Below are 17,546 nucleotides of genomic sequence, written 5' to 3'. Positions count from 1 at the left end.
GTGGCGGTCGCATGAGCGCCCTCGGGACAAGCGCAGGATGGATCGTCGAGGACGCGGCGAGGCCGCTGGCCGACCCATGGCGAGGCCGGGTTGGCAACCGCGTCACCGTTCGGCGGCGCCGTCCGTTGTGCTACACTCCGGTGTGCCACACCGCCGCCGTCCGCATCCGGGAGCCGCACCATGGGCGTGCCCGAGGCCATCGCCGCCTCCTACGAAGCCTTGATCGTCATCATCAAGATCTCCATGCCGGCCCTGCTGGTCAGCACGGCGATCGGCCTGGTGGTGACGCTGTTCCAGGCGGTGACGCACATCCAGGACCCGAACCTGCAGCAGCAGCTGAAGATCTTCGCCACCATCGCCGTGCTGTTCGTGACGGCGCCGGCGATCTACATCGCGCTGCACGACTACACGATGCTGATCTTCGACCGCATCGCCAACCTGAACTGAGCCATGGCGGCGCCCCGCGGACTGGCCCGGCTGGCCGAAGCGGCGCTGGACGCGCTGCTGCCGCCGCGCTGCCTCTGCTGCGGCGAGATCGTCGACCGCCAGGGCGGCCTGTGCCCGACCTGCTGGGCCGGGCTCACCTTCATCGCTCCTCCCCTGTGCGCCTGCTGCGGCCTGCCCTTCGCGTTCGCGGTGCCCGGCGAGGCCCTGTGCGGCGCCTGCGTGGCGGCACCGCCGGCGTTCGCCCGCGCCCGTTCCGTGCTCGTCTACGACGACGCCAGCCGGCCGCTGGTGCTGGGCTTCAAGCACGGCGACCGCACCCACGCCGCCCGCGCCTTCGGCGCGTGGCTGGCGCGCGCCGGGGCCGAGCTGCTGGCCGAGGCCGACCTGCTGGTGCCGGTGCCGCTGCACCGCTGGCGCCTGTTCGCCCGCCGCTACAACCAGGCGGCCCTGCTGGCCCAGGCGGTCGCGCGGGTCTCCGGCGTGCCGGCGGCCCCCGACCTGCTGGTGCGCCGGCGCCGCACCCGCAGCCAGGGCGGTCTCGACCGCGAGGGGCGGGCGCGCAACGTGGCCGGCGCCTTCGCGCTGCGCCCGGGCCGCGCCGACCGGGTGGCCGGACGGTCCGTCGTGCTGGTGGACGACGTTCTGACGACCGGCGCCACCGTCGGCGAATGCGCCAAGGCGCTGACCCGGGCCGGCGCCGCCCGGATCGCGGTGTTGACCCTGGCCCGCGTGGTGCGCGGGTGACGTCTGGCGAAGCTGCCGGTTCACGCCATATAGTCCCCTGGATTTCCGAGGAGAACCGCCGCCATGGCCGACGTCGTCATCTACACCACCCCGTTCTGCCCCTACTGCATGCGCGCCAAGAAGCTGCTCGACGGCAAGGGCGTGGCCTACGAGGAGATCGACCTCTACATGCACCCCGGCCGCCGCGAGGAGATGATCCAGCGGGCCGAGGGCCGCACCACCGTTCCGCAGGTCTTCATCGACGGCAAGCCGTACGGCGGCAGCGACGACATCCACGCGCTCGACCGCGCCGGCAAGCTCGACCCCCTGCTGGGGCGCGCCTGAGATGGCGGGGGTGCTGAAGGCGGCCTGCGTCCAGGTCAACGCCGGGCCGGAGATCGCCCCCAACCTGACGGCCGCCGGCGAGCTGGTCCGCCGCGCCCGCGACGCCGGGGCGGACTTCATCGCCACGCCCGAGAACGTCAGCATGATCGTGCAGGGCCGGCGCAAGGTCCTGGACCGCGTCCGCGCCGAGGGCGAGCACCCCGCCGTCCCCTTCTTCGCCGAGCTGGCGCGGGAGACCGGGGCGTGGCTGCTCGCCGGCTCGCTCGGCATCCTGCTGGACGACGGCGAGCGGGTGGCCAACCGCAGCTATCTGTTCGACGCGACCGGCGCGGTGGCCGCCCGCTACGACAAGATCCACATGTTCGACGTCGACCTGGCGAACGGCGAGAGCTACCGCGAGTCGGCGACCTTCCGCCCCGGCGACCGCGCGGTGGTGGCGGACAGCCCGTGGGGCGGCATCGGCCTAAGCGTCTGCTACGACGTGCGCTTTCCCCAGCTCTACCGCAGCCTGGCCAAGGCCGGGGCCGGCATCCTCACGGTGCCGGCCGCCTTCACCGTGCCGACGGGGCGGGCCCACTGGCATGTCCTGCTGCGGGCGCGGGCCATCGAGACGGGCTGCTTCGTCGTCGCCCCGGCCCAGGTCGGCACCCACGACCAGGGCCGCAAGACCTACGGCCATTCGCTGATCGTCAGCCCGTGGGGCGAGGTCCTGGCCGACGCCGGCGGCGAGGAGGTGGGGATCGTCACCGCCGAGCTCGACCTCGCGCGGGTCGCCGAGGCCCGCGGCATGGTCCCGTCCCTCACCCACGACCGGCCCTTCGCGGCCGCCCGTGCCGGTGCGCCGGCGGGGGCGCCGGCGGGGGCGTGAGGCGCCTATTCGGCCGGTTGGGCGGCGGGCTCCGCCGCCACGGCGCGGGCCGCCTCGCGGGCGCGCAGGGCGAACGGCACCGCCAGGAGCGCCTGCAGGAGCGCCCAGCTCAGCGCCTCCCAGTTGGGCGATGCCCAGTCGATGGCGCTGAGCGGGGCGGCGCTGGTGCCGCGCAGCCAGCCCCGCAGCGGCGCGTCGACGGGCAGCACGCCCTCCGCCAGGACGATCAGCACCGCCGCCAGCAGCAGGCCGCGCGACAGCCAGAGGTCCAGCCGGCTCGTCCCGGCGGCGCCGAAGGAGCGGAAGCGGGTCGCCGCGGCGAACGCCTCGGCGCGGCCGGTCCCCTCAGGCCGTACCGCGATCGCAATTATTCCGAGAACGAAAAGACCGAACACCGGCACGATGTAGTTGACCACCGGAAAGTCGCGGTAGCGGCCGTCGAACACGATCAGCAGGCTCCACACCACCGCCACGCCGGCCAGCACGGCGCCGACGGTCCGGCCGAGGCCGGCCAGCGCCCCGCCGCCCGCGTCACCGCCCGACAGCAGCCGCCGCGCCGCCGGCAGCACCGCCGCCGCCAGCAGCGTGGACAGCGCCAGCATCGCCACGCCGAGCGTCACCTCGTGCCAGTAGTACTTCCAGTGCAGTGCCACGTCGGCGGCGTGGACGGTGCCGGTCGCCACACCCTGGGTCAGCACCGCCAGGGCGGCGAAGCCGCCCAGCGACAGCGCCGGCCCGCTCACCGCGAGCAGCGCCAGGAGCCCGAAGCCGGCTGCGGTTGCGATACCGAAATGAAGCGGCCAATGCGGATTCTCCACCACCGGCCCGGCGAGCGGGAACTTGGGCCGGCGGTCGGCGGTGTAGAGCCCCCAATGGCCGCCGACGGTGCCTTCGAGCTTCTGCTTCCAGTTCTGGTCGAACGCCTCGATGATGTTGTAGTCGAAGCCCTCGCGCTCGGCGAGGCGGACGAACAGGTTGACGAACCGCGCCTTGGCGACCAGGCCGGGGGCCGCCGGGCCGCGGGCGCGGCCGGCCGTCGGCCAGCCGGTCTCGCCGACCAGGATCGGCTTGCCGGGGAAGCGGTCGGCGATCTCGCGGTAGGACCAGGCGATGTGCTCCGCCGCCATCTCCACGCCGGCCGGGATGTCCTCCCAGTAGGGCAGCAGGTGGATCGTGAGATAGTCGACCTCGGCCGCCATCTGCGGGTACTTCAGCCACCACTCCCAGACGTCGGCATAGGAGACCGGCTGCTTCACCGCGGCCTTCACCCGGCGGATGTAGCCCGCCAGCTTGTCCGGCGTCAGCTCGCCGCGCAGCAGCACCTCGTTGCCGACGATGACGCGGGTGATGACGTCGGGATAGCGGTTGGCGAGATCGATGAGGGAGGCGACCTCCTCCTCGTTCTTGTCGAGGCGGCTCGACAGCCAAGCGCCCATGGTGACCGTCAGCCCGTGCTTGCGGGCCAGCGCGGGCACCGCCTGCATGCCTTCCAGCGAGGTGTAGGTGCGGATGCCCGAGACCTGGCGCGACAGCACCGCGAGGTCCTCGTCGATCTGCCCGGGCGTCGCGACGTCCATGGTGAGCGGGCTCTGCCCGCCGCGGAACGGCGCGTAGGACACGCTCTGCAAGGTCGCGGTCGGCAGCGGGTCGAGGGGAACCGGCCGGTTCGGCAGGTACCAGACGGCAAGGTTGGCGAGGCCGGCGACCAGCAGCACGGCAAGGACGGTCAGGATGCGCATGAGGGCCCACTGTGCAGACGGGACACGGGTCAGCCATAGCATGGAATCGGGGCGGAACGGAGGCCGGCCGTGCGTCACCGCCACCAACGGGCGGGCGTCCCGTTTATTCCACGGCCGGCGCACGGCCCAACGAAGCGTGGACGGCGACCACCCCCGTCCCCTATGCTCGTCCGGCGCGAACGCCCCCGGACGGCTGCCATGAACGCCTTCCCCTTCGACACGCACCGCATCGTCAAACGCCTGCGCGCGGCCGGCTTCTCCGATCCGCAGGCGGAAACCGTCACCGACGTGCTGCGCGAGGTGCGCAGCGCCGACCTGTCGGATCTCGCCACGAAGCAGGACCTGAAGGACCTTCAGGCCGCCCTGTCGGCGGAGATCAGGGACGTCCGCACCGTTGCCGCCCAGGACACCAAGGACGTCCGGACGGAGATGGCCGCCAGCCTCAAGGATGTGCGCGCCGACATGGCCGAAGGGTTCAAGGACGTCCGAGCCGAAATGGCCGAAGGGTTCAAGGACATCCGCGCGGAAATGGCCGCCTCCCAGTCAGCGACGGCGCAGGGCTTCAAGGACGTCCGCGCGGAAACGGCCGCCTCCCAATCGGCGACGACGCAGGGCTTCAAGGACGTCCGCGCCGAAATGGCCGCCTCCCAATCGGCGACGACGCAGGGCTTCAAGGACGTCTGCGCGGAGATCGCCGGGCTGCGCGCCGACATGGAGATCCTGCGGCGCGACATGACGATCCGCCTCGGCGGGCTGATCGCCGCCGGGGTCGGATTCCTGGCGGCGATCAAGCTGTTCGACTGAACGTGGCGCTCAGCGCTCGACGAAGGCCTTCTCGATGACGAAGTGGCCGGGCTCGCCGTGGCTGCCCATGACGTAGCCCCGTTCCTCCAGCAGCGCCGTCGTGTCCGTCAGCATCTCCGGGCTGCCGCAGATCATCACCCGGTCGGTGTCCAGGTCCAGGGACGGCAAGCCGACGTCGGCGAACAGCTTGCCGCTGCGGATCAGGTCGGTGATGCGGCCCTGGTTGACGAAAGGCTCGCGCGTCACCGTGGGATAGTAGATGAGCTTGTCCGCGACCATCTCGCCGAAGAACTCGTTCTTCGGCAGGGTCTCGGTGATGATCTCCCGGTAGGCCAACTCCGCCACGGTGCGGCAGGTGTGGGTGAGGACGACGCGCTCGTAGCGCTCGTACACCTCGGGGTCCTTGATCACGCTGAGGAACGGCGCCAGACCGGTGCCGGTCGACAGGAGGTAGAGGGTGCGGCCCGGCAGGAGGTCGTCGACGATCAGCGTGCCCGTCGCCTTGCGGTTCACCAGGACGGTGTCGCCCTCCTTAAGGTGCTGCAAGCGCGAGGTCAGCGGCCCGTTCGGCACCTTGATGGAGAAGAACTCCAGCGACTCCTCGTAGTTGGCGCTGGCCATGGAGTAGGCGCGCAGCAGCGGCTTGCCCTCGACCTCCAGCCCGATCATCGTGAACTGCCCGTTCAGAAAGCGGAACGACGGGTCGCGCGTGGTCGTGAAGCTGAACAGATTGTCGGTCCAGTGGTGGACGCGCAGGACTCGTTCCCGGAGAATGTTGCTCATGGATTCCAGTCACCTTCCGTTCCGTCGCTCCGCGCCGGGCAGCGCGCGGACCATCGATAAACCACATCACTACCGCAGCGCCACAAAAAAATGCCCGTACGGAAAGTGTGTTATTTCATGAGATAAACGTGATGTTACTGTAAAAACATCATCGCCCCTCCCCGACCGGCGGCGCGAACAGATAGGGCGTCAGCCCGCGCAGATTCTCGTCGACGATCAGCCGGTTGTTGAGCGGCGGGAAGGCCCGCTGCGAGCAGTCCAGCCGCGGGCACAGCCGGCAGTTCACGCCGATCGGCGTCGCCGCCTGGGTGTTGTCGAGATCGAGGCCGCTGGCATAGACGATCTGGGCGGCGTGGGCCACCTCGCAGCCCAGCGCCATGGCGAACTGCTGCGGCGGGTTGCGGAAGCCGCCGCTGGCCTTCACCACCGTGCGGGCGAGCGAGAAGTAGGCGGTGCCGTCCGGCATCGTCGCAAGCTGGGTGTGGATCTTGCCCGGCGTGCGGAACGCCTCGTAGACGATCCAGCGCGGGCAGGCGCCGCCGAAGCGGGCGAAATGGAACCCGGCGCCGCTGAAGCGCTTGGAGACGTTGCCGGCGGCATCGACCCGGATGAGGAAGAAGGGCACCCCCTTGGCGCCCGGCCGCTGCAGCGTGGTCAGCCGGTGGCACACCTGTTCGAACGAGGCGTCGAAGCGGCGGCGCAGGATGTCGATGTCGTACTGCACCTGCCGCGCCGCCTCGAGGAAGCCGTCGTAGGGCATCAGCACCGCGCCCGCGAAGTAGTTGCACAGGCCGATGCGGGCGAGCCGCCGCGCCTCGTCGCCCGACAGTCCGGCGCCGTCGACGATCCGGTTGAGACGGTCGCGGTGGCGCAGGAGCGCGATCTGGCAGGCGAGCTGGAACGCCCGTCCCGACGGCGCCAGCATCTCCGACAGCAGGATGCGCCGGCCGTGGCGGTCGTAGCGGCGCACGGCGTAGCCCATGACGTCGGCCGGCATCAGGCGGACCCGGGTGGCGTGCTGCGTCTGCAGCCACGACACCAGGCCGCCGTAGATGTCGCTGCGTTCCAGCCGGGCGTCCGCCCACAGCGCCTCCGCGGCCTCCTCCAGCTCGGCGAAGTGGTTGTGGTGGGTGTGGAAGAAGTCGCGCACCTCCTCCAGCGGAAAGGCGGCGTTCTGCACGACGTGCAGCTTGTCGCGGTCGGCCACCCGCTCCGACAGCGCCTCCAGGTCGGCCCGCTGCTCCCGGTAGGCCTGGTAGAGCGCCACCACCGCCTGCCCCAGGGTCGGGGCGACGGCGGCCAGCTCCTTGAAGTCCTGGTTCTTGATGTCGGACGCCGCGAACAGGGGATCGGCGAAGACCTCGCGCAGGCCGGCGACGAGGCGGCTCTCCTCGTCCTCGGCGAAGGTCTGGATGTCGACGCCGAAGGCGACGCCCAGCTTCAGCAGCAGCGGCACCGTGACGGGCCGCTGGTTGTGCTCGATCAGGTTCAGATAGCTGGCCGAGATGCCGAGCTGGTCGGCCATCTGCGCCTGGGTCAGCCCCTGCTCGCGCCGCAGGCGCCGCACCTTGGGCCCCAGCATCGCCTTCTTGTCCATCACCCCGCGGCGCCTCTCCGCCCTGCCGACTTTACAAAGTTTACGACTTTACAGAATCGCTTCACAGGCAGTTTACAAACAGACCACTTTACAAACAAGCACTTATTGCGGCCCCGCGGGTTCCGTCATAACTGTCAATCAGGTGCTGCGGTGCAGTGCGCCGCGCCGGACAACAGACGGGCCGGACGGGGGAACGGACGCACCCCCGCCGGCATGCCCAGTCGGACCAAGAGGATACGCACATGGCCCCGATCGACGAGAAGACCAAGGCCGCCATCCACGCCAAGCGCTGGGAAGGCATCACGCGCGACTACACGGACGCCGACGTCAAGCGTCTGAGCGGCTCGGTCAGGATCGAGTACACGCTGGCCGAGATGGGCGCCAAGCGCCTGTGGGAGCTGCTCAACACCGAGCCCTTCGTGCCCACGCTCGGCGCGCTCACCGGCAACCAGGCGATGCAGGCGGTGAAGGCCGGCCTCAAGGCCATCTACCTCTCGGGCTGGCAGGTCGCCGGCGACGCCAACCTGGCCGGCCAGATGTATCCGGACCAGAGCCTCTACCCGGCGAACTCGGTGCCGGCGGTGGTGGAGCGCATCAACAACACGCTGCGCCGCGCCGACGAGATCGACACCGCCGAGGGCCGCAGCGGCACCTACTGGTACGCCCCGATCATCGCCGACGCCGAGGCCGGCTTCGGCGGCCCGCTCAACGCCTTCGAGCTGATGAAGGCGATGATCAAGGCCGGCGCCTCGGGCGTCCACTTCGAGGACCAGCTGGCCTCGGAGAAGAAGTGCGGCCACCTCGGCGGCAAGGTGCTGCTGCCCACCAAGCAGTTCATCCGCACCCTCAACTCCGCGCGCCTCGCCGCCGACGTCTGCGGCACCTCCACCGTGCTGTTCGCCCGCACCGACGCGGAGAGCGCCCAGCTCATCACCTCCGACATCGACGAGCGCGACCACCCCTTCATCGACTTCGCCGAGGGCCGCACCCCGGAGGGCTTCTACCGCCTGAAGAAGGGCATGGGCGTCGAGCACTGCATCGCCCGCGGCCTCGCCTACGCGCCCTACGCCGACAGCCTGTGGTGGGAGACCTCCAAGCCGAACCTGGAGGAGGCGCGCCGCTTCGCCGAGGCCATCCACAAGGAGTTCCCGGGCAAGCAGCTCGCCTACAACTGCTCGCCCTCCTTCAACTGGAAGGCCAACCTGGACGAGACCACCATCGCCAAGTTCCAGGCCGAGCTGGGCGCCATGGGCTACAAGTACCAGTTCGTCACGCTCGCCGGCTTCCACTCCCTCAACTACTCCGCCTTCATGCTGGCCAAGGGCTACGCCGAGCGCGGCATGGCCGCCTACTCCGAGCTGCAGCAGGCCGAGTTCGAGGCGGAGCGGATGGGCTACACGGCGACCAAGCACCAGCGCGAGGTGGGCACCGGCTACTTCGACGCCGTGTCCATGGCGGTGTCCGGCGGCATGTCCTCCACCACCGCCTACAAGGACTCCACCGAGGCCGACCAGTTCCACTGATCGGGCCAACCGATCGACTTCCGTGAGGCTGACACCTCAACTCCGCCGGCCGGGGGACCTTCCCCCGGCCGTTTTTTCGTGCCCCCTCCCCGCTTGCCCGCGTGCCGAACCGTCCCGGCGACACCACATGGATGGGCAAACGGACTTCCGCCGAGGGAGGAGAGGCATGAGCACGCGACGCAAGGCCGCGCGGATCTCCGACACGAACCCCATGGGCACCGACGGCTTCGAGTTCATCGAATACGCGGCCCCCAACCCGGCCGAGCTGGAGACGCTGTTCCGGACCATGGGCTTCCGCCCGGTGGCGCGGCACCGCCGCAAGCGGGTGACCCTGTGGCGCCAGGGCGGCATCAACTTCATCGTCAACGCCGAGCCCGAGAGCTTCGCCCAGTCCTTCGCCCGGGTGCACGGCCCCAGCATCTGCGCCATCGCCTTCCGCGTCGCCGACGCGCCCTACGCCTACGAGCGCGCCCAGAGCCTGGGCGCCAAGGGGGTGCCGGGGACGGCCGGACCGATGGAGCTGAACATCCCCGCCATCCAGGGGATCGGCGGCAGCCTGATCTATCTGGTCGACCGCTACGGCGACCGCTCCATCTACGACGTCGACTTCGAGTTTGACGAGACCGAGCCGGAGACGCCCGCGGGGGTCGGCCTGTTCGAGATCGACCACCTCACCCACAACGTCCACCGCGGCCGCATGGAGGAGTGGGCGGACTTCTACACCCGCCTCTTCAACTTCCGCCAGATCCGCTACTTCGACATCGAGGGCAAGCTGACCGGCGTGAAGTCCAAGGCGATGACCAGCCCCTGCGGCAAGATCCGCATCCCCATCAACGAATCCGCCGGCCACGGCGGCAAGGACCAGATCGAGGAGTATCTCGACGCCTACCGCGGCGAGGGCATCCAGCACGTGGCGCTGGGCACCCGCGACGCCTACGCCACCGTGGAGGCCCTGCGCGCCAACGGCACCGCCTTCATGCCGCCGCCGCCCGACACCTATTACCAGATGCTGGCCGAGCGCCTGCCCGACCACGGCGAGGACGTGGAGCGCCTGAAGCGCGACAGCCTGCTGGTCGACGGCGCGCCGGGCGGCGGGCTGCTGCTGCAGCTCTTCACCAAGACGGTGATCGGGCCGATCTTCTTCGAGGTGATCCAGCGCAAGGGCGACGACGGATTCGGCGAGGGCAACTTCCGCGCCCTGTTCGAGAGCATCGAGCGCGACCAGGTGCAGCGCGGCGTGCTGAAGGACGCGGGCTGAGCGGCGCGGGGCCCGCCCCGGGACGGTACCGGGGCGGGCCCTCACGCAGACGTGACGAGACGTGTAGCGCCAGGTCGCGGCGGGCGCACCATCCTCCTGTCGGCCTGGGTGCACCCGGCGAACCAAGGAGATGTCCGATGCGTTTCGTCCCGATGCTGGCTCTCGTCCTGCTGGCGGGTCCGGCGGTCGCGCAGGAACGGACCGCCGAAGCGGTCTTCGCCGGCGGCTGCTTCTGGTGCATGGAGCCGCCCTTCGACAAGATGGCGGGCGTGCTCTCCACCACGTCGGGCTACACCGGCGGCACGGTGGCGGACCCCAGCTACAAGCAGGTGTCGGCCGGCGGCACCGGCCACCAGGAGGCGGTCCGCGTGCGCTACGACCCGGACAAGGTGAGCTACGCCGCGCTGCTGGAGGTCTACTGGCGCAACGTCGACCCGTTCGACGCCGACGGCCAGTTCTGCGACCGCGGCGACCAGTACCGCGCCGTGATCTTTCCCGAGACGCCGGAGCAGCGGCGCCTGGCCGAGGAGTCGCGCCGCGCGGTGGCCGAGCGCTTCGGCCGCCCCGTCGCGACGACGGTCGAGCCGGCCCGGCCCTTCTACCCGGCCGAGGCGTACCATCAGAACTACTACCACACGAACCCGCTGCAGTACCGGTTCTACCGCTTCACCTGCGGCCGCGACCGCCGCCTGGACGAGGTCTGGGGCACCCCGCAGGCGGCGGCGCCGCTGCTGCCCGGCGACGAGACGGCGACGGTCCGCTGAGGCCCGGGGGCGCAGCCGCCGTGCGTCAGCGGTTGACGATCAGCACCACGCCGGCCACCGCCAGCGCCGCGCCGATCCAGGCGCCGGCCGCCGGGGGACGGCGGGTGACCAGCCACAGCAGCGGCAGGATCAGCACCGGGCTGGTGGCCGACAGGGTGGCGACCACCCCCGCCTTGCCGTAGGCCAGCCCCAGCATCAGCAGGGTCATGCCGAGACCGATGCCGACGAAGCCGTTGAGCACGACCATCGCCAGCACCCGCGGCTGCCGGGCCTCCGCCCAGCCGTCGCGCTGCCCCGGCAGCAGGCCCTGCGCCAGCAGCAGGACGGCGGCGGTGCCGACGCGCACGGCCGCGGCGGCCACCGGGTCGGTGCCGGCGGCCATCGCCGGCTTGGCGATCACCGACCCGGCGGCCTGGCACAGCGCCGCCACCAGGCACAGGGCGAAGCCGGCCGCGAGCGATCCGCGAACCGCCTCCCAGCGGTGGGGGTCGGGCTCGCGGGACCGGTAGAACACCGCCAGCATGACGCCGGCGGTGACCAGGGCGATGCCGCCCAGGGTCGTCGCCGCGAACCCCTCGCCGAGGAAGGCCCAGCCGAGCAGGGCCGTCATCGGCGCGTTGGTGGCGTACACCACGGCGTTGCGCCGCGGCCCGAGCCGGTCCAGCGCCCAGAACAGGGCGACGTCGCCGAGCACGATGCCGACGACCGCCGACAGGGCGAGCGGCACCAGGCTGGCGAGGGCCAGGGTGTCCCACGCGCCGAGCAGGCCGGCCGCCAGGGCCAGCATGACGAAGGCGACGCTCAGCCGGACCCGGTTGAACGCCACCGAGCCGAGGACGCGCACCGGCTCGACGGCGAGCAGGCCGCTGACGGCCCAGCACAGGGCGGCGCCCAGCCCGCCGAGGCTGGCGAGCGCCGTGGGATCGAGAAGCATGGGGAGACTGCGGAGTGGACCCGGGGGCGCGACCCTACCCCACCCCGCGCCGGCGCACCAGGGGCCGGTTGCCCGTCAGATCCGGAAGGACTCCAGGGTCTCCGGCGCGAACAGCTCGCGCGGCTCGAGCTGGCGCTTGGACAGCCCCTGCTCGTGGTGGTAGCGCAGGAAGGTCGCCAGCGTCGCCTCGTTGCGGGCGAAGCCGTAGGGCCAATAGTCGTCGCCCATCAGCGCCCGGGTCTCCTCCACGTGGGCGGTCAGCCAGGGCAGCATCGCCGTCAGCGCCGCGGTCTGGTAGAGGTCCTGGTAGGTGCGCCGCTGCGCCTCCTGGAACGCCTTAAACAGCGACTGGGCGATCCAGCGCTTCTTCTCGTAGAGTTCGCGGCGGATCACCACGGTGTGCATGATCGGGAAGATGCCGGTCGAGCGGAAATAGTCGCGCTCCACCTCCTGGTAGTTCTCGAACAGGCGCTTCACCCGGCCGCCGCCGGTGAGGAAGGTCGAGGGCATGCGCGCGGTGTAGAGGGCGTCGATCTCGCCCTCCAGCAGCATGCGCGACAAGGTCTGCTCCGGGCCGATGGGCTCCACCCGGATGTTGGGCGGCAGGTCCAGCTTGATCTTCTCCGACCGTCCCGGCTCCTCCTCGCCGCCGGTGACGTAGGTGACGGAATCCACCGGCACGCCGTAATGGTCGGAGAGGATGCCGCGGATCCACACCGGCGCCGTCATCTGGTACTCCGGCACGCCGATCCGCCGGCCCACCAGATCCTGCGGCCGGCGGATGCCCGCCGCGGCGTTGACGTAGATGCAGGAGTGGCGGAAGAAGCGCGAGGGGAAGACCGGGATCGCCACGAACGGCCGCTCCGGCGAGGACAGCGACACCGCGTAGGACGACAGCGACATCTCCGAGACGTCGAACTCCCGGTGCCGGAGCATGCGGAAGAAGGTCTCCTCGACCGGCATCTCCAGATAGGTCAGATCGATGCCGTCGGGACGCACGGAGCCGTCGGCGAGCGCCCGCATCCGGTCGTAGTTCCAGCAGCCAAACGAAAGTTCGGTCATGGTCTTTTCCGTGATGGTCTGATTGGAGGCTGAACGTTGCCGCACCGCCCCCACCCGACCCTCCCCGCACCGGGGGTGGCAGGTCAGGCGGGGGCCGGTGCGGCCACCGGCCGATGGAACCTACTTGCCGGCGACCGCCTCGCGGTGAAGGGACATCGGCTCGTCCGTCGCCTCATGGGCGGCCGAACGGGGCGTCGCCGTCCGCGCCCGCTTGCCACTGCGGTCGTAGCCGACGCTGAGGCCGGCGATGCCGAGCGCCAGCCCGAGCAGCGCCAGCCACATCGACGGGATGACGAGGCAGACGCCGCCGACGCCGGTCAGCAGCCGCGACCACGCCGGCAGGGGGCGGTCGAGATAGCCCTCCACGGCGATGCCGACGAAGACGACGCCGACCACCGCCGTGACGATGGCGACGACGATGGCGACCGGGGAGCCGATGAGCAGCAGCTCCGGGCTGTAGGCGAAGGCGAAGGGAACCAGGATCGCGGCGATCGACAGCCGCGTCGCCGTGGCCGCGATCATCACCGGGTTGGCCCGGGCGATGGCCGCCGCGGCGTAGGCGGCCACCGCCACCGGCGGGGTGGTGGCGGAGAGCACGGCGAAGTAGAGGAGGAACATGTTCGCCGCCATCACCGACAGGCCGAAGCCCTGGATGGCCGGACCGACCAGGATGGTGGCGAGGATGTAGACGCTGGGCGTCGGCATGCCCATGCCGAGCAGGATCGTCACCGCCGCCGCGACCATCAGCGAACCGATCATGGTGCCGCCGCCGACCACGGTGATGAGGGCCGAGAACTTGGCCGCCAAGCCGGTCATGCTGAGGCCGCCGATCACCAGCCCCGCGGCGGCGCAGGCGGCGACGACGCCGACCGTCTTCAGGGTCGTCTCCGTCAGCACGTCGAAGATCGCCACCGGACCCAGGCGGCTCTCCTTGTGGAACATGGAGACCGCCAGCACCGCGAGCGTGCCGATGAAGGCGACGAGCGAGGCCGAATAGCCCAGCGCCAGGCCGATGACGATGGCCGTCAGCGGCACCAGGAACAGGTCGCCGCCGCGCAGCGACTCGCGCAGCGAGGGGATCTCGGACCGGTCGAGGCCGCGCATGCCCAGGCGCTTGGACATGTAGTGCACCTGGACGAAGACGCCGAGATAGTAGAGGACGGCCGGCACGATGGCCGCCACGGCGATCTCGTAGTAGGGGATCGTCGTGTACTCGGCCATGATGAAGGCGACCGAGCCCATCACCGGCGGCATCAGCGAGCCGCCCGTGCAGGCGGCGACCTCGATGGCGCCGGCCTGGCGGGGGCTGTAGCCGGCGCGCTCCATGGCCGGGATGGTCACCGAGCCGGTGGTGACCACGTCGGAGGTCGGGCTGCCGGACACCATGCCGTAGGCGCCCGACGAGACGATGGCGATCTTCGCCGTGCCGCCGGTGGTGCGCCCGGTGAGCAGCGCGCCGATGCGGTAGAAGAAGTCGCCGCCGCCGGCCCGCGCCAGGGCCGTGCCGAACAGCACGAAGAGGAAGGCGTAGGTCGCCGCCACCCGCAGCGGCACGCCGAAGATGCCGTCGGTCGTGAAGACGGTGACGTCGATCAGGTGCTCCGGCGGGATGTAGCCGTGCCCGAGCTCGCCGCCGAAATGGTGGCCGAACAGGTTGTAGGCGAGAAAGCCGACGACGATCAGCAGCAGGCCGAGCCCGGTCGCCCGCCGCGTCGCCTCCAGCGTCATCAGCAGGACGGCGCTGCCGAAGAACATGTCGTACGGCGTCAGCGGGTCGAACAGCGCGATGCGCTGGACGATGGTGTCGAGGTGCAGCCAGAAATAGACGCCCGACGCCGCCGCCAGCGCCGCCAACCCCCAGTCGAGCAGCCACGGCCGCCCGCTTCTGTCCTCCATCGTCGGTGCCACCGTCAGGAAGACGAGCACCAGCATGGCCGACAGGAACACGATCAGGAATCCCATCATGTCCGTGATGGTGAAGATCGTGTTGTAGACAACCCCGACCGAGATCGCGGCGGAATAGAGCTTCACCGCGGTTCCCAGCCAGCCTTCGGGACGGCGGATCTTGCCCGTCCCGAAGAGAACGTTAACGACCGACATGCGCTGACCTCGACGGTTGCCTGTTCATGCGGAAGGCCGGCCGCGCGCCGCCCGGACGCGCGGCCGGTCGGTCACATCAGGCCCTTCTCCTTGAAGAGCTTCTCGGCGCCGGGATGGAAGGGGAGGACGTCCTGCTTGGTCATGAACTCCGGCGTCAGCGCCTTCATGGCGGGGTGCACCGAGGTGATCTGGCCGACGTTCTCCACCAGCGCCTTGGCCAGCGCGTAGGCGGTGTCCTCCGGCATCGCCTGGTCGGCGACCAGGAGCGCGCCCAGCGAGGCGGTCTGCACCGGCTCCTTCTGGAACTCGTAGGAGTTCGCCGGGATGGTGAACTTGGTGACGCCCATGGACTCGGCGACCTTGGCGATCGTCGCGTCGCCGGCCGGCAGCATCACCACGTTCATGTGCTGGCCCACCTCGATCAGCGAGCGCTGGCCGACGAAGAGGCTGTTGAAGAGCGCGTCGACCCGGCCGTCGCGGATCAGGTCGGCCTGCTCCTCCGAGCCGGCCAGGACCACCGCGCCGCCCCACTTCTCGATGTCGCCGGCGCTGATGCCGTTGGCCGCCAGCATCTTCTCCGCCACCATCTGGGAGATGTTGCCGCGGCGGTTGAGGACGAGGCGGATCGGCGGCTTCTTCGCCGCGAGGTCCTCGATGGTCTTCAGGCCGTACCGCTCGGCGAAGTCCTTGGCGACGACGAACTGCATCGGCGCCCAGTCGTACATCGAGGCGATGGCCACGAGCCCGGTCGACTTCTGGCGGAACGGCGCCTCGCCCTGCAGCGCCAGGCGCAGCTCGGCGTTGTGGACCAGGCCGATGTCGGCCCGCTTCTGCTCCAGCAGGACGACGTTGGCGACGCCGCCGCCGGAGGTCTGGTAGGTCACGGTGGAGTTGGGAAAGCTCTCCTTCACCGCGCGGTCGACGCCGACGCCGAGCAGCGACCACAGGCCGCCGGGGCTGGCGCCGGCCATGGTGAGGCGCATGTCCTTGGTCTGGGCGACGGCGGTGCCGGTCAGCATGGCGACCGCCAGGGCGGCGACGCCCAGGGCCTTCTTCACGTTCGTCATCATGTCCCCCCCTTGTCGGGTTGTCCGGTTCTGCCCGGTGCGCACCGGGCGGTCGATGGTGCGGTCGGTTCGATGGTGCGGTCGGCGGGCGTCACTCGGCGGCGCCGGCGATCGGCCCCCGCTCAAGCGCGCCGAGCAGGGTCGCCTCGTCCTCGGAGGCGCCGAGCATGCGCCAGCCCTCGCTCTTGGGCACGATGCCCTGGAAGGAGCAGAGCTTGGCCTGGGCGACGTGCGGCTGGCTGAGGCCGATGGGCTCGTCGCCGGCCGCGAAGCGGTGCACGGCGTCCAGCATCAGGCGGCGGAACTGCACCACGGCGATGTCGCTGGCGCCCAGCCGCTCGCTGGTGCGATCGGCGATCGGCCCCATCGACTCCCACATGGCGATGTCCTGGTTGGGGATGCCGCGGATGCCGGTGAAATCGCCCAGCTTCATGGCCTGGCGGTCCTGGCCGTAGCGGTTCTCGCGCCGGCGCAGCACCGGCTTGTAGTCCTCGTCCAGGTCGACGCCGACCTGGGCGGCGCAGAACTTGCGCCAGGACTCCTGCTCGATGCAGTCGGTCGGGTGCCAGGCGATGAAGTGGAAGTAGCTGTTGTGGTCGTCCTTCGGGACGATGACGCTGGCCACGTTGTAGGAGCTGTTGGGCGGGATCAGCGCCGTGAAGGGAGCGACGTAGGTGGTGATCCGCACGTAGTCGTGGGTCGTGGCGTTGACGATCGGCCGGCGGATCGCCGCGTAGCGCATGCCGTAGTTGGTGACCTGCACCTGGATGCGCGGCATCTTGTCGGTGGAGGGGCGCAGCCAGTGGGTGTCGGCCGCCTTGGCGGTGTCGACGCGCGCCGGCTTCATGTCGCTGGAGTGCAGGCTGGAGCTGTGGGCGCTGTCGATCTGCCCCTCCATGATCTGCGCCCAGTTGCACGGCAGGTCGATGCGCACGATGCTGACCTTGGCGTCCGGCGTCGGCGCCCAGGGCGGCGGTTCGAACTCCGGCATGGCGTCGGCCGGCCCCATGTACACCCAGACGAAGCCGCCGGCCTCGCGGGTGGGATAGGCGGTGTGCTTCACCTTGGTGCAGAAGCCGCTCTCCGGCGGCTCCGACGGCATCTCCGTACAGTTGCCGTCGACGTCGAACTTCCAGCCGTGGTAGAGGCAGCGCAGGCCCGATTCCTCGTTGCGGCCGTAGAACAGCGACGCCTTGCGGTGGGGACAGCGCTCGCCCAGCACGCCGACCCGCCCGTCGCTGTCGCGGAAGGCGACGAGGTCCTCGCCGAACAGGCGCACGCGCACCGGGCTCCCGTCGGGTTCGACCAGCTGCTCCGACAGCGCCGCCGGCACCCAGTGGCGCCGCATCATGCGCCCCATGGGCGCATCGCCTTCGACGCGGCACAGCAGATCGTTCTCTTCAGCGCTCAGCATCGGGTCCTCTCCGTCTCTTGCACGCCCTTGTTCCGGCCGGTTCCGCCCCGCGTCCGCGGGGTGCCGGCCGGCGATCTTAGAGACCTAATACATGACCGCCGCGCTCGGTTTCAACGGG

At 70.5% G+C, this 17,546-nt stretch carries 16 protein-coding genes; 8 read left to right on the top strand and 8 right to left on the bottom strand.

The genetic code is table 11. The annotated features are described in order from the left end of the window. Positions 1 to 180: 180 nt before the first annotated feature. The 4 genes from ACSBPG_RS08285 to ACSBPG_RS08270 all read left to right on the top strand — a co-directional run bounded on the left by ACSBPG_RS08285 (position 181) and on the right by ACSBPG_RS08270 (position 2,383). Positions 181 to 447: a flagellar biosynthetic protein FliQ gene (locus ACSBPG_RS08285; protein WP_435536664.1), complete on the top strand. Its 267-nt coding sequence runs from the start codon at positions 181 to 183 to the stop codon at positions 445 to 447. Positions 448 to 450: 3 nt separating this feature from the next. Beyond that, positions 451 to 1,191 (top strand): ComF family protein, encoded by a 741-nt coding sequence (locus ACSBPG_RS08280; RefSeq protein ID WP_435536663.1) that lies wholly within the window; start codon positions 451 to 453, stop codon positions 1,189 to 1,191. Positions 1,192 to 1,254: 63 nt separating this feature from the next. After that, positions 1,255 to 1,515 (top strand): glutaredoxin 3, encoded by a 261-nt coding sequence (gene grxC / locus ACSBPG_RS08275; protein ID WP_435536662.1) that lies wholly within the window; start codon positions 1,255 to 1,257, stop codon positions 1,513 to 1,515. A gap of 1 nt (position 1,516) precedes the next feature. Then, entirely contained in the window at positions 1,517 to 2,383 is an 867-nt protein-coding gene (locus ACSBPG_RS08270) for a carbon-nitrogen hydrolase family protein (RefSeq protein ID WP_435536661.1), read from the top strand. A gap of 5 nt (positions 2,384 to 2,388) precedes the next feature. Here the strand turns inward: ACSBPG_RS08270 and ACSBPG_RS08265 are convergent, their stop codons facing one another. Beyond that, positions 2,389 to 4,122, bottom strand: a complete 1,734-nt coding sequence (locus ACSBPG_RS08265) for a glycosyl hydrolase family 17 protein (RefSeq protein WP_435536660.1) — start codon at positions 4,120 to 4,122, stop codon at positions 2,389 to 2,391. 198 nt (positions 4,123 to 4,320) lie between these two features. On the opposite strand from ACSBPG_RS08265, the gene ACSBPG_RS08260 reads away from it, so the two are divergent. Then, positions 4,321 to 4,926 (top strand): coiled-coil domain-containing protein, encoded by a 606-nt coding sequence (locus tag ACSBPG_RS08260; protein ID WP_435536659.1) that lies wholly within the window; start codon positions 4,321 to 4,323, stop codon positions 4,924 to 4,926. A gap of 9 nt (positions 4,927 to 4,935) precedes the next feature. Here ACSBPG_RS08260 and ACSBPG_RS08255 read toward each other — a convergent pair whose 3' ends face one another. Next, a complete protein-coding gene (locus tag ACSBPG_RS08255) occupies positions 4,936 to 5,709 on the bottom strand; it encodes a ferredoxin--NADP reductase (RefSeq protein WP_435536658.1) in 774 nt (257 codons plus the stop codon). Between the two features lie 148 nt (positions 5,710 to 5,857). Next, a complete protein-coding gene (locus ACSBPG_RS08250) occupies positions 5,858 to 7,306 on the bottom strand; it encodes a helix-turn-helix domain-containing protein (protein ID WP_435536657.1) in 1,449 nt (482 codons plus the stop codon). Positions 7,307 to 7,548: 242 nt separating this feature from the next. On the opposite strand from ACSBPG_RS08250, the gene aceA reads away from it, so the two are divergent. The 3 genes from aceA to msrA all read left to right on the top strand — a co-directional run bounded on the left by aceA (position 7,549) and on the right by msrA (position 10,851). Then, positions 7,549 to 8,829: an isocitrate lyase gene (aceA, locus tag ACSBPG_RS08245; protein WP_435536656.1), complete on the top strand. Its 1,281-nt coding sequence runs from the start codon at positions 7,549 to 7,551 to the stop codon at positions 8,827 to 8,829. 166 nt (positions 8,830 to 8,995) lie between these two features. Beyond that, entirely contained in the window at positions 8,996 to 10,087 is a 1,092-nt protein-coding gene (gene hppD, locus ACSBPG_RS08240; RefSeq protein ID WP_435536655.1) for a 4-hydroxyphenylpyruvate dioxygenase, read from the top strand. Positions 10,088 to 10,239: 152 nt separating this feature from the next. After that, positions 10,240 to 10,851: a peptide-methionine (S)-S-oxide reductase MsrA gene (msrA, locus tag ACSBPG_RS08235; RefSeq protein ID WP_435536793.1), complete on the top strand. Its 612-nt coding sequence runs from the start codon at positions 10,240 to 10,242 to the stop codon at positions 10,849 to 10,851. A 25-nt stretch (positions 10,852 to 10,876) separates the two neighbouring features. Here msrA and ACSBPG_RS08230 read toward each other — a convergent pair whose 3' ends face one another. The 5 genes from ACSBPG_RS08230 to ACSBPG_RS08210 form a co-directional block, all read right to left on the bottom strand. Then, positions 10,877 to 11,785, bottom strand: a complete 909-nt coding sequence (locus tag ACSBPG_RS08230; protein WP_435536654.1) for a DMT family transporter — start codon at positions 11,783 to 11,785, stop codon at positions 10,877 to 10,879. A 75-nt stretch (positions 11,786 to 11,860) separates the two neighbouring features. Further along, on the bottom strand, positions 11,861 to 12,847 hold the full coding sequence (locus ACSBPG_RS08225; RefSeq protein WP_435536653.1) for a hypothetical protein: 987 nt from the start codon (positions 12,845 to 12,847) through the stop codon (positions 11,861 to 11,863). Between the two features lie 120 nt (positions 12,848 to 12,967). Then, positions 12,968 to 14,947, bottom strand: a complete 1,980-nt coding sequence (locus tag ACSBPG_RS08220; RefSeq protein WP_435536652.1) for a TRAP transporter permease — start codon at positions 14,945 to 14,947, stop codon at positions 12,968 to 12,970. Between the two features lie 71 nt (positions 14,948 to 15,018). Then, complete coding sequence (locus tag ACSBPG_RS08215; RefSeq protein WP_435536651.1) at positions 15,019 to 16,017, bottom strand: TAXI family TRAP transporter solute-binding subunit; 999 nt, start codon at positions 16,015 to 16,017, stop codon at positions 15,019 to 15,021. 88 nt (positions 16,018 to 16,105) lie between these two features. Beyond that, on the bottom strand, positions 16,106 to 17,428 hold the full coding sequence (locus ACSBPG_RS08210; RefSeq protein WP_435536650.1) for a Rieske 2Fe-2S domain-containing protein: 1,323 nt from the start codon (positions 17,426 to 17,428) through the stop codon (positions 16,106 to 16,108). Positions 17,429 to 17,546 lie beyond the last annotated feature (118 nt).

Source organism: Azospirillum sp. ST 5-10, from assembly GCF_051225715.1.
In the GTDB taxonomy this organism is placed as follows: Bacteria; Pseudomonadota; Alphaproteobacteria; order Azospirillales; family Azospirillaceae; genus Azospirillum.
This window is presented reverse-complemented; position numbering and strand designations above follow the sequence as displayed.

Coding starts and splice junctions, on each gene's coding strand:
- aceA (WP_435536656.1), top strand. CDS start 7,549: ATGGCCCCGATCGACGAGAAGACCAAGGCCGCCATCCACGCCAAGCGC.
- msrA (WP_435536793.1), top strand. CDS start 10,240: ATGCTGGCTCTCGTCCTGCTGGCGGGTCCGGCGGTCGCGCAGGAACGG.
- grxC (WP_435536662.1), top strand. CDS start 1,255: ATGGCCGACGTCGTCATCTACACCACCCCGTTCTGCCCCTACTGCATG.
- ACSBPG_RS08215 (WP_435536651.1), bottom strand. CDS start 16,017: ATGATGACGAACGTGAAGAAGGCCCTGGGCGTCGCCGCCCTGGCGGTC.
- ACSBPG_RS08250 (WP_435536657.1), bottom strand. CDS start 7,306: ATGGACAAGAAGGCGATGCTGGGGCCCAAGGTGCGGCGCCTGCGGCGC.
- ACSBPG_RS08220 (WP_435536652.1), bottom strand. CDS start 14,947: ATGTCGGTCGTTAACGTTCTCTTCGGGACGGGCAAGATCCGCCGTCCC.
- ACSBPG_RS08255 (WP_435536658.1), bottom strand. CDS start 5,709: ATGAGCAACATTCTCCGGGAACGAGTCCTGCGCGTCCACCACTGGACC.
- hppD (WP_435536655.1), top strand. CDS start 8,996: ATGAGCACGCGACGCAAGGCCGCGCGGATCTCCGACACGAACCCCATG.
- ACSBPG_RS08280 (WP_435536663.1), top strand. CDS start 451: ATGGCGGCGCCCCGCGGACTGGCCCGGCTGGCCGAAGCGGCGCTGGAC.
- ACSBPG_RS08210 (WP_435536650.1), bottom strand. CDS start 17,428: ATGCTGAGCGCTGAAGAGAACGATCTGCTGTGCCGCGTCGAAGGCGAT.
- ACSBPG_RS08225 (WP_435536653.1), bottom strand. CDS start 12,847: ATGACCGAACTTTCGTTTGGCTGCTGGAACTACGACCGGATGCGGGCG.
- ACSBPG_RS08230 (WP_435536654.1), bottom strand. CDS start 11,785: ATGCTTCTCGATCCCACGGCGCTCGCCAGCCTCGGCGGGCTGGGCGCC.
- ACSBPG_RS08260 (WP_435536659.1), top strand. CDS start 4,321: ATGAACGCCTTCCCCTTCGACACGCACCGCATCGTCAAACGCCTGCGC.
- ACSBPG_RS08285 (WP_435536664.1), top strand. CDS start 181: ATGGGCGTGCCCGAGGCCATCGCCGCCTCCTACGAAGCCTTGATCGTC.
- ACSBPG_RS08270 (WP_435536661.1), top strand. CDS start 1,517: ATGGCGGGGGTGCTGAAGGCGGCCTGCGTCCAGGTCAACGCCGGGCCG.
- ACSBPG_RS08265 (WP_435536660.1), bottom strand. CDS start 4,122: ATGCGCATCCTGACCGTCCTTGCCGTGCTGCTGGTCGCCGGCCTCGCC.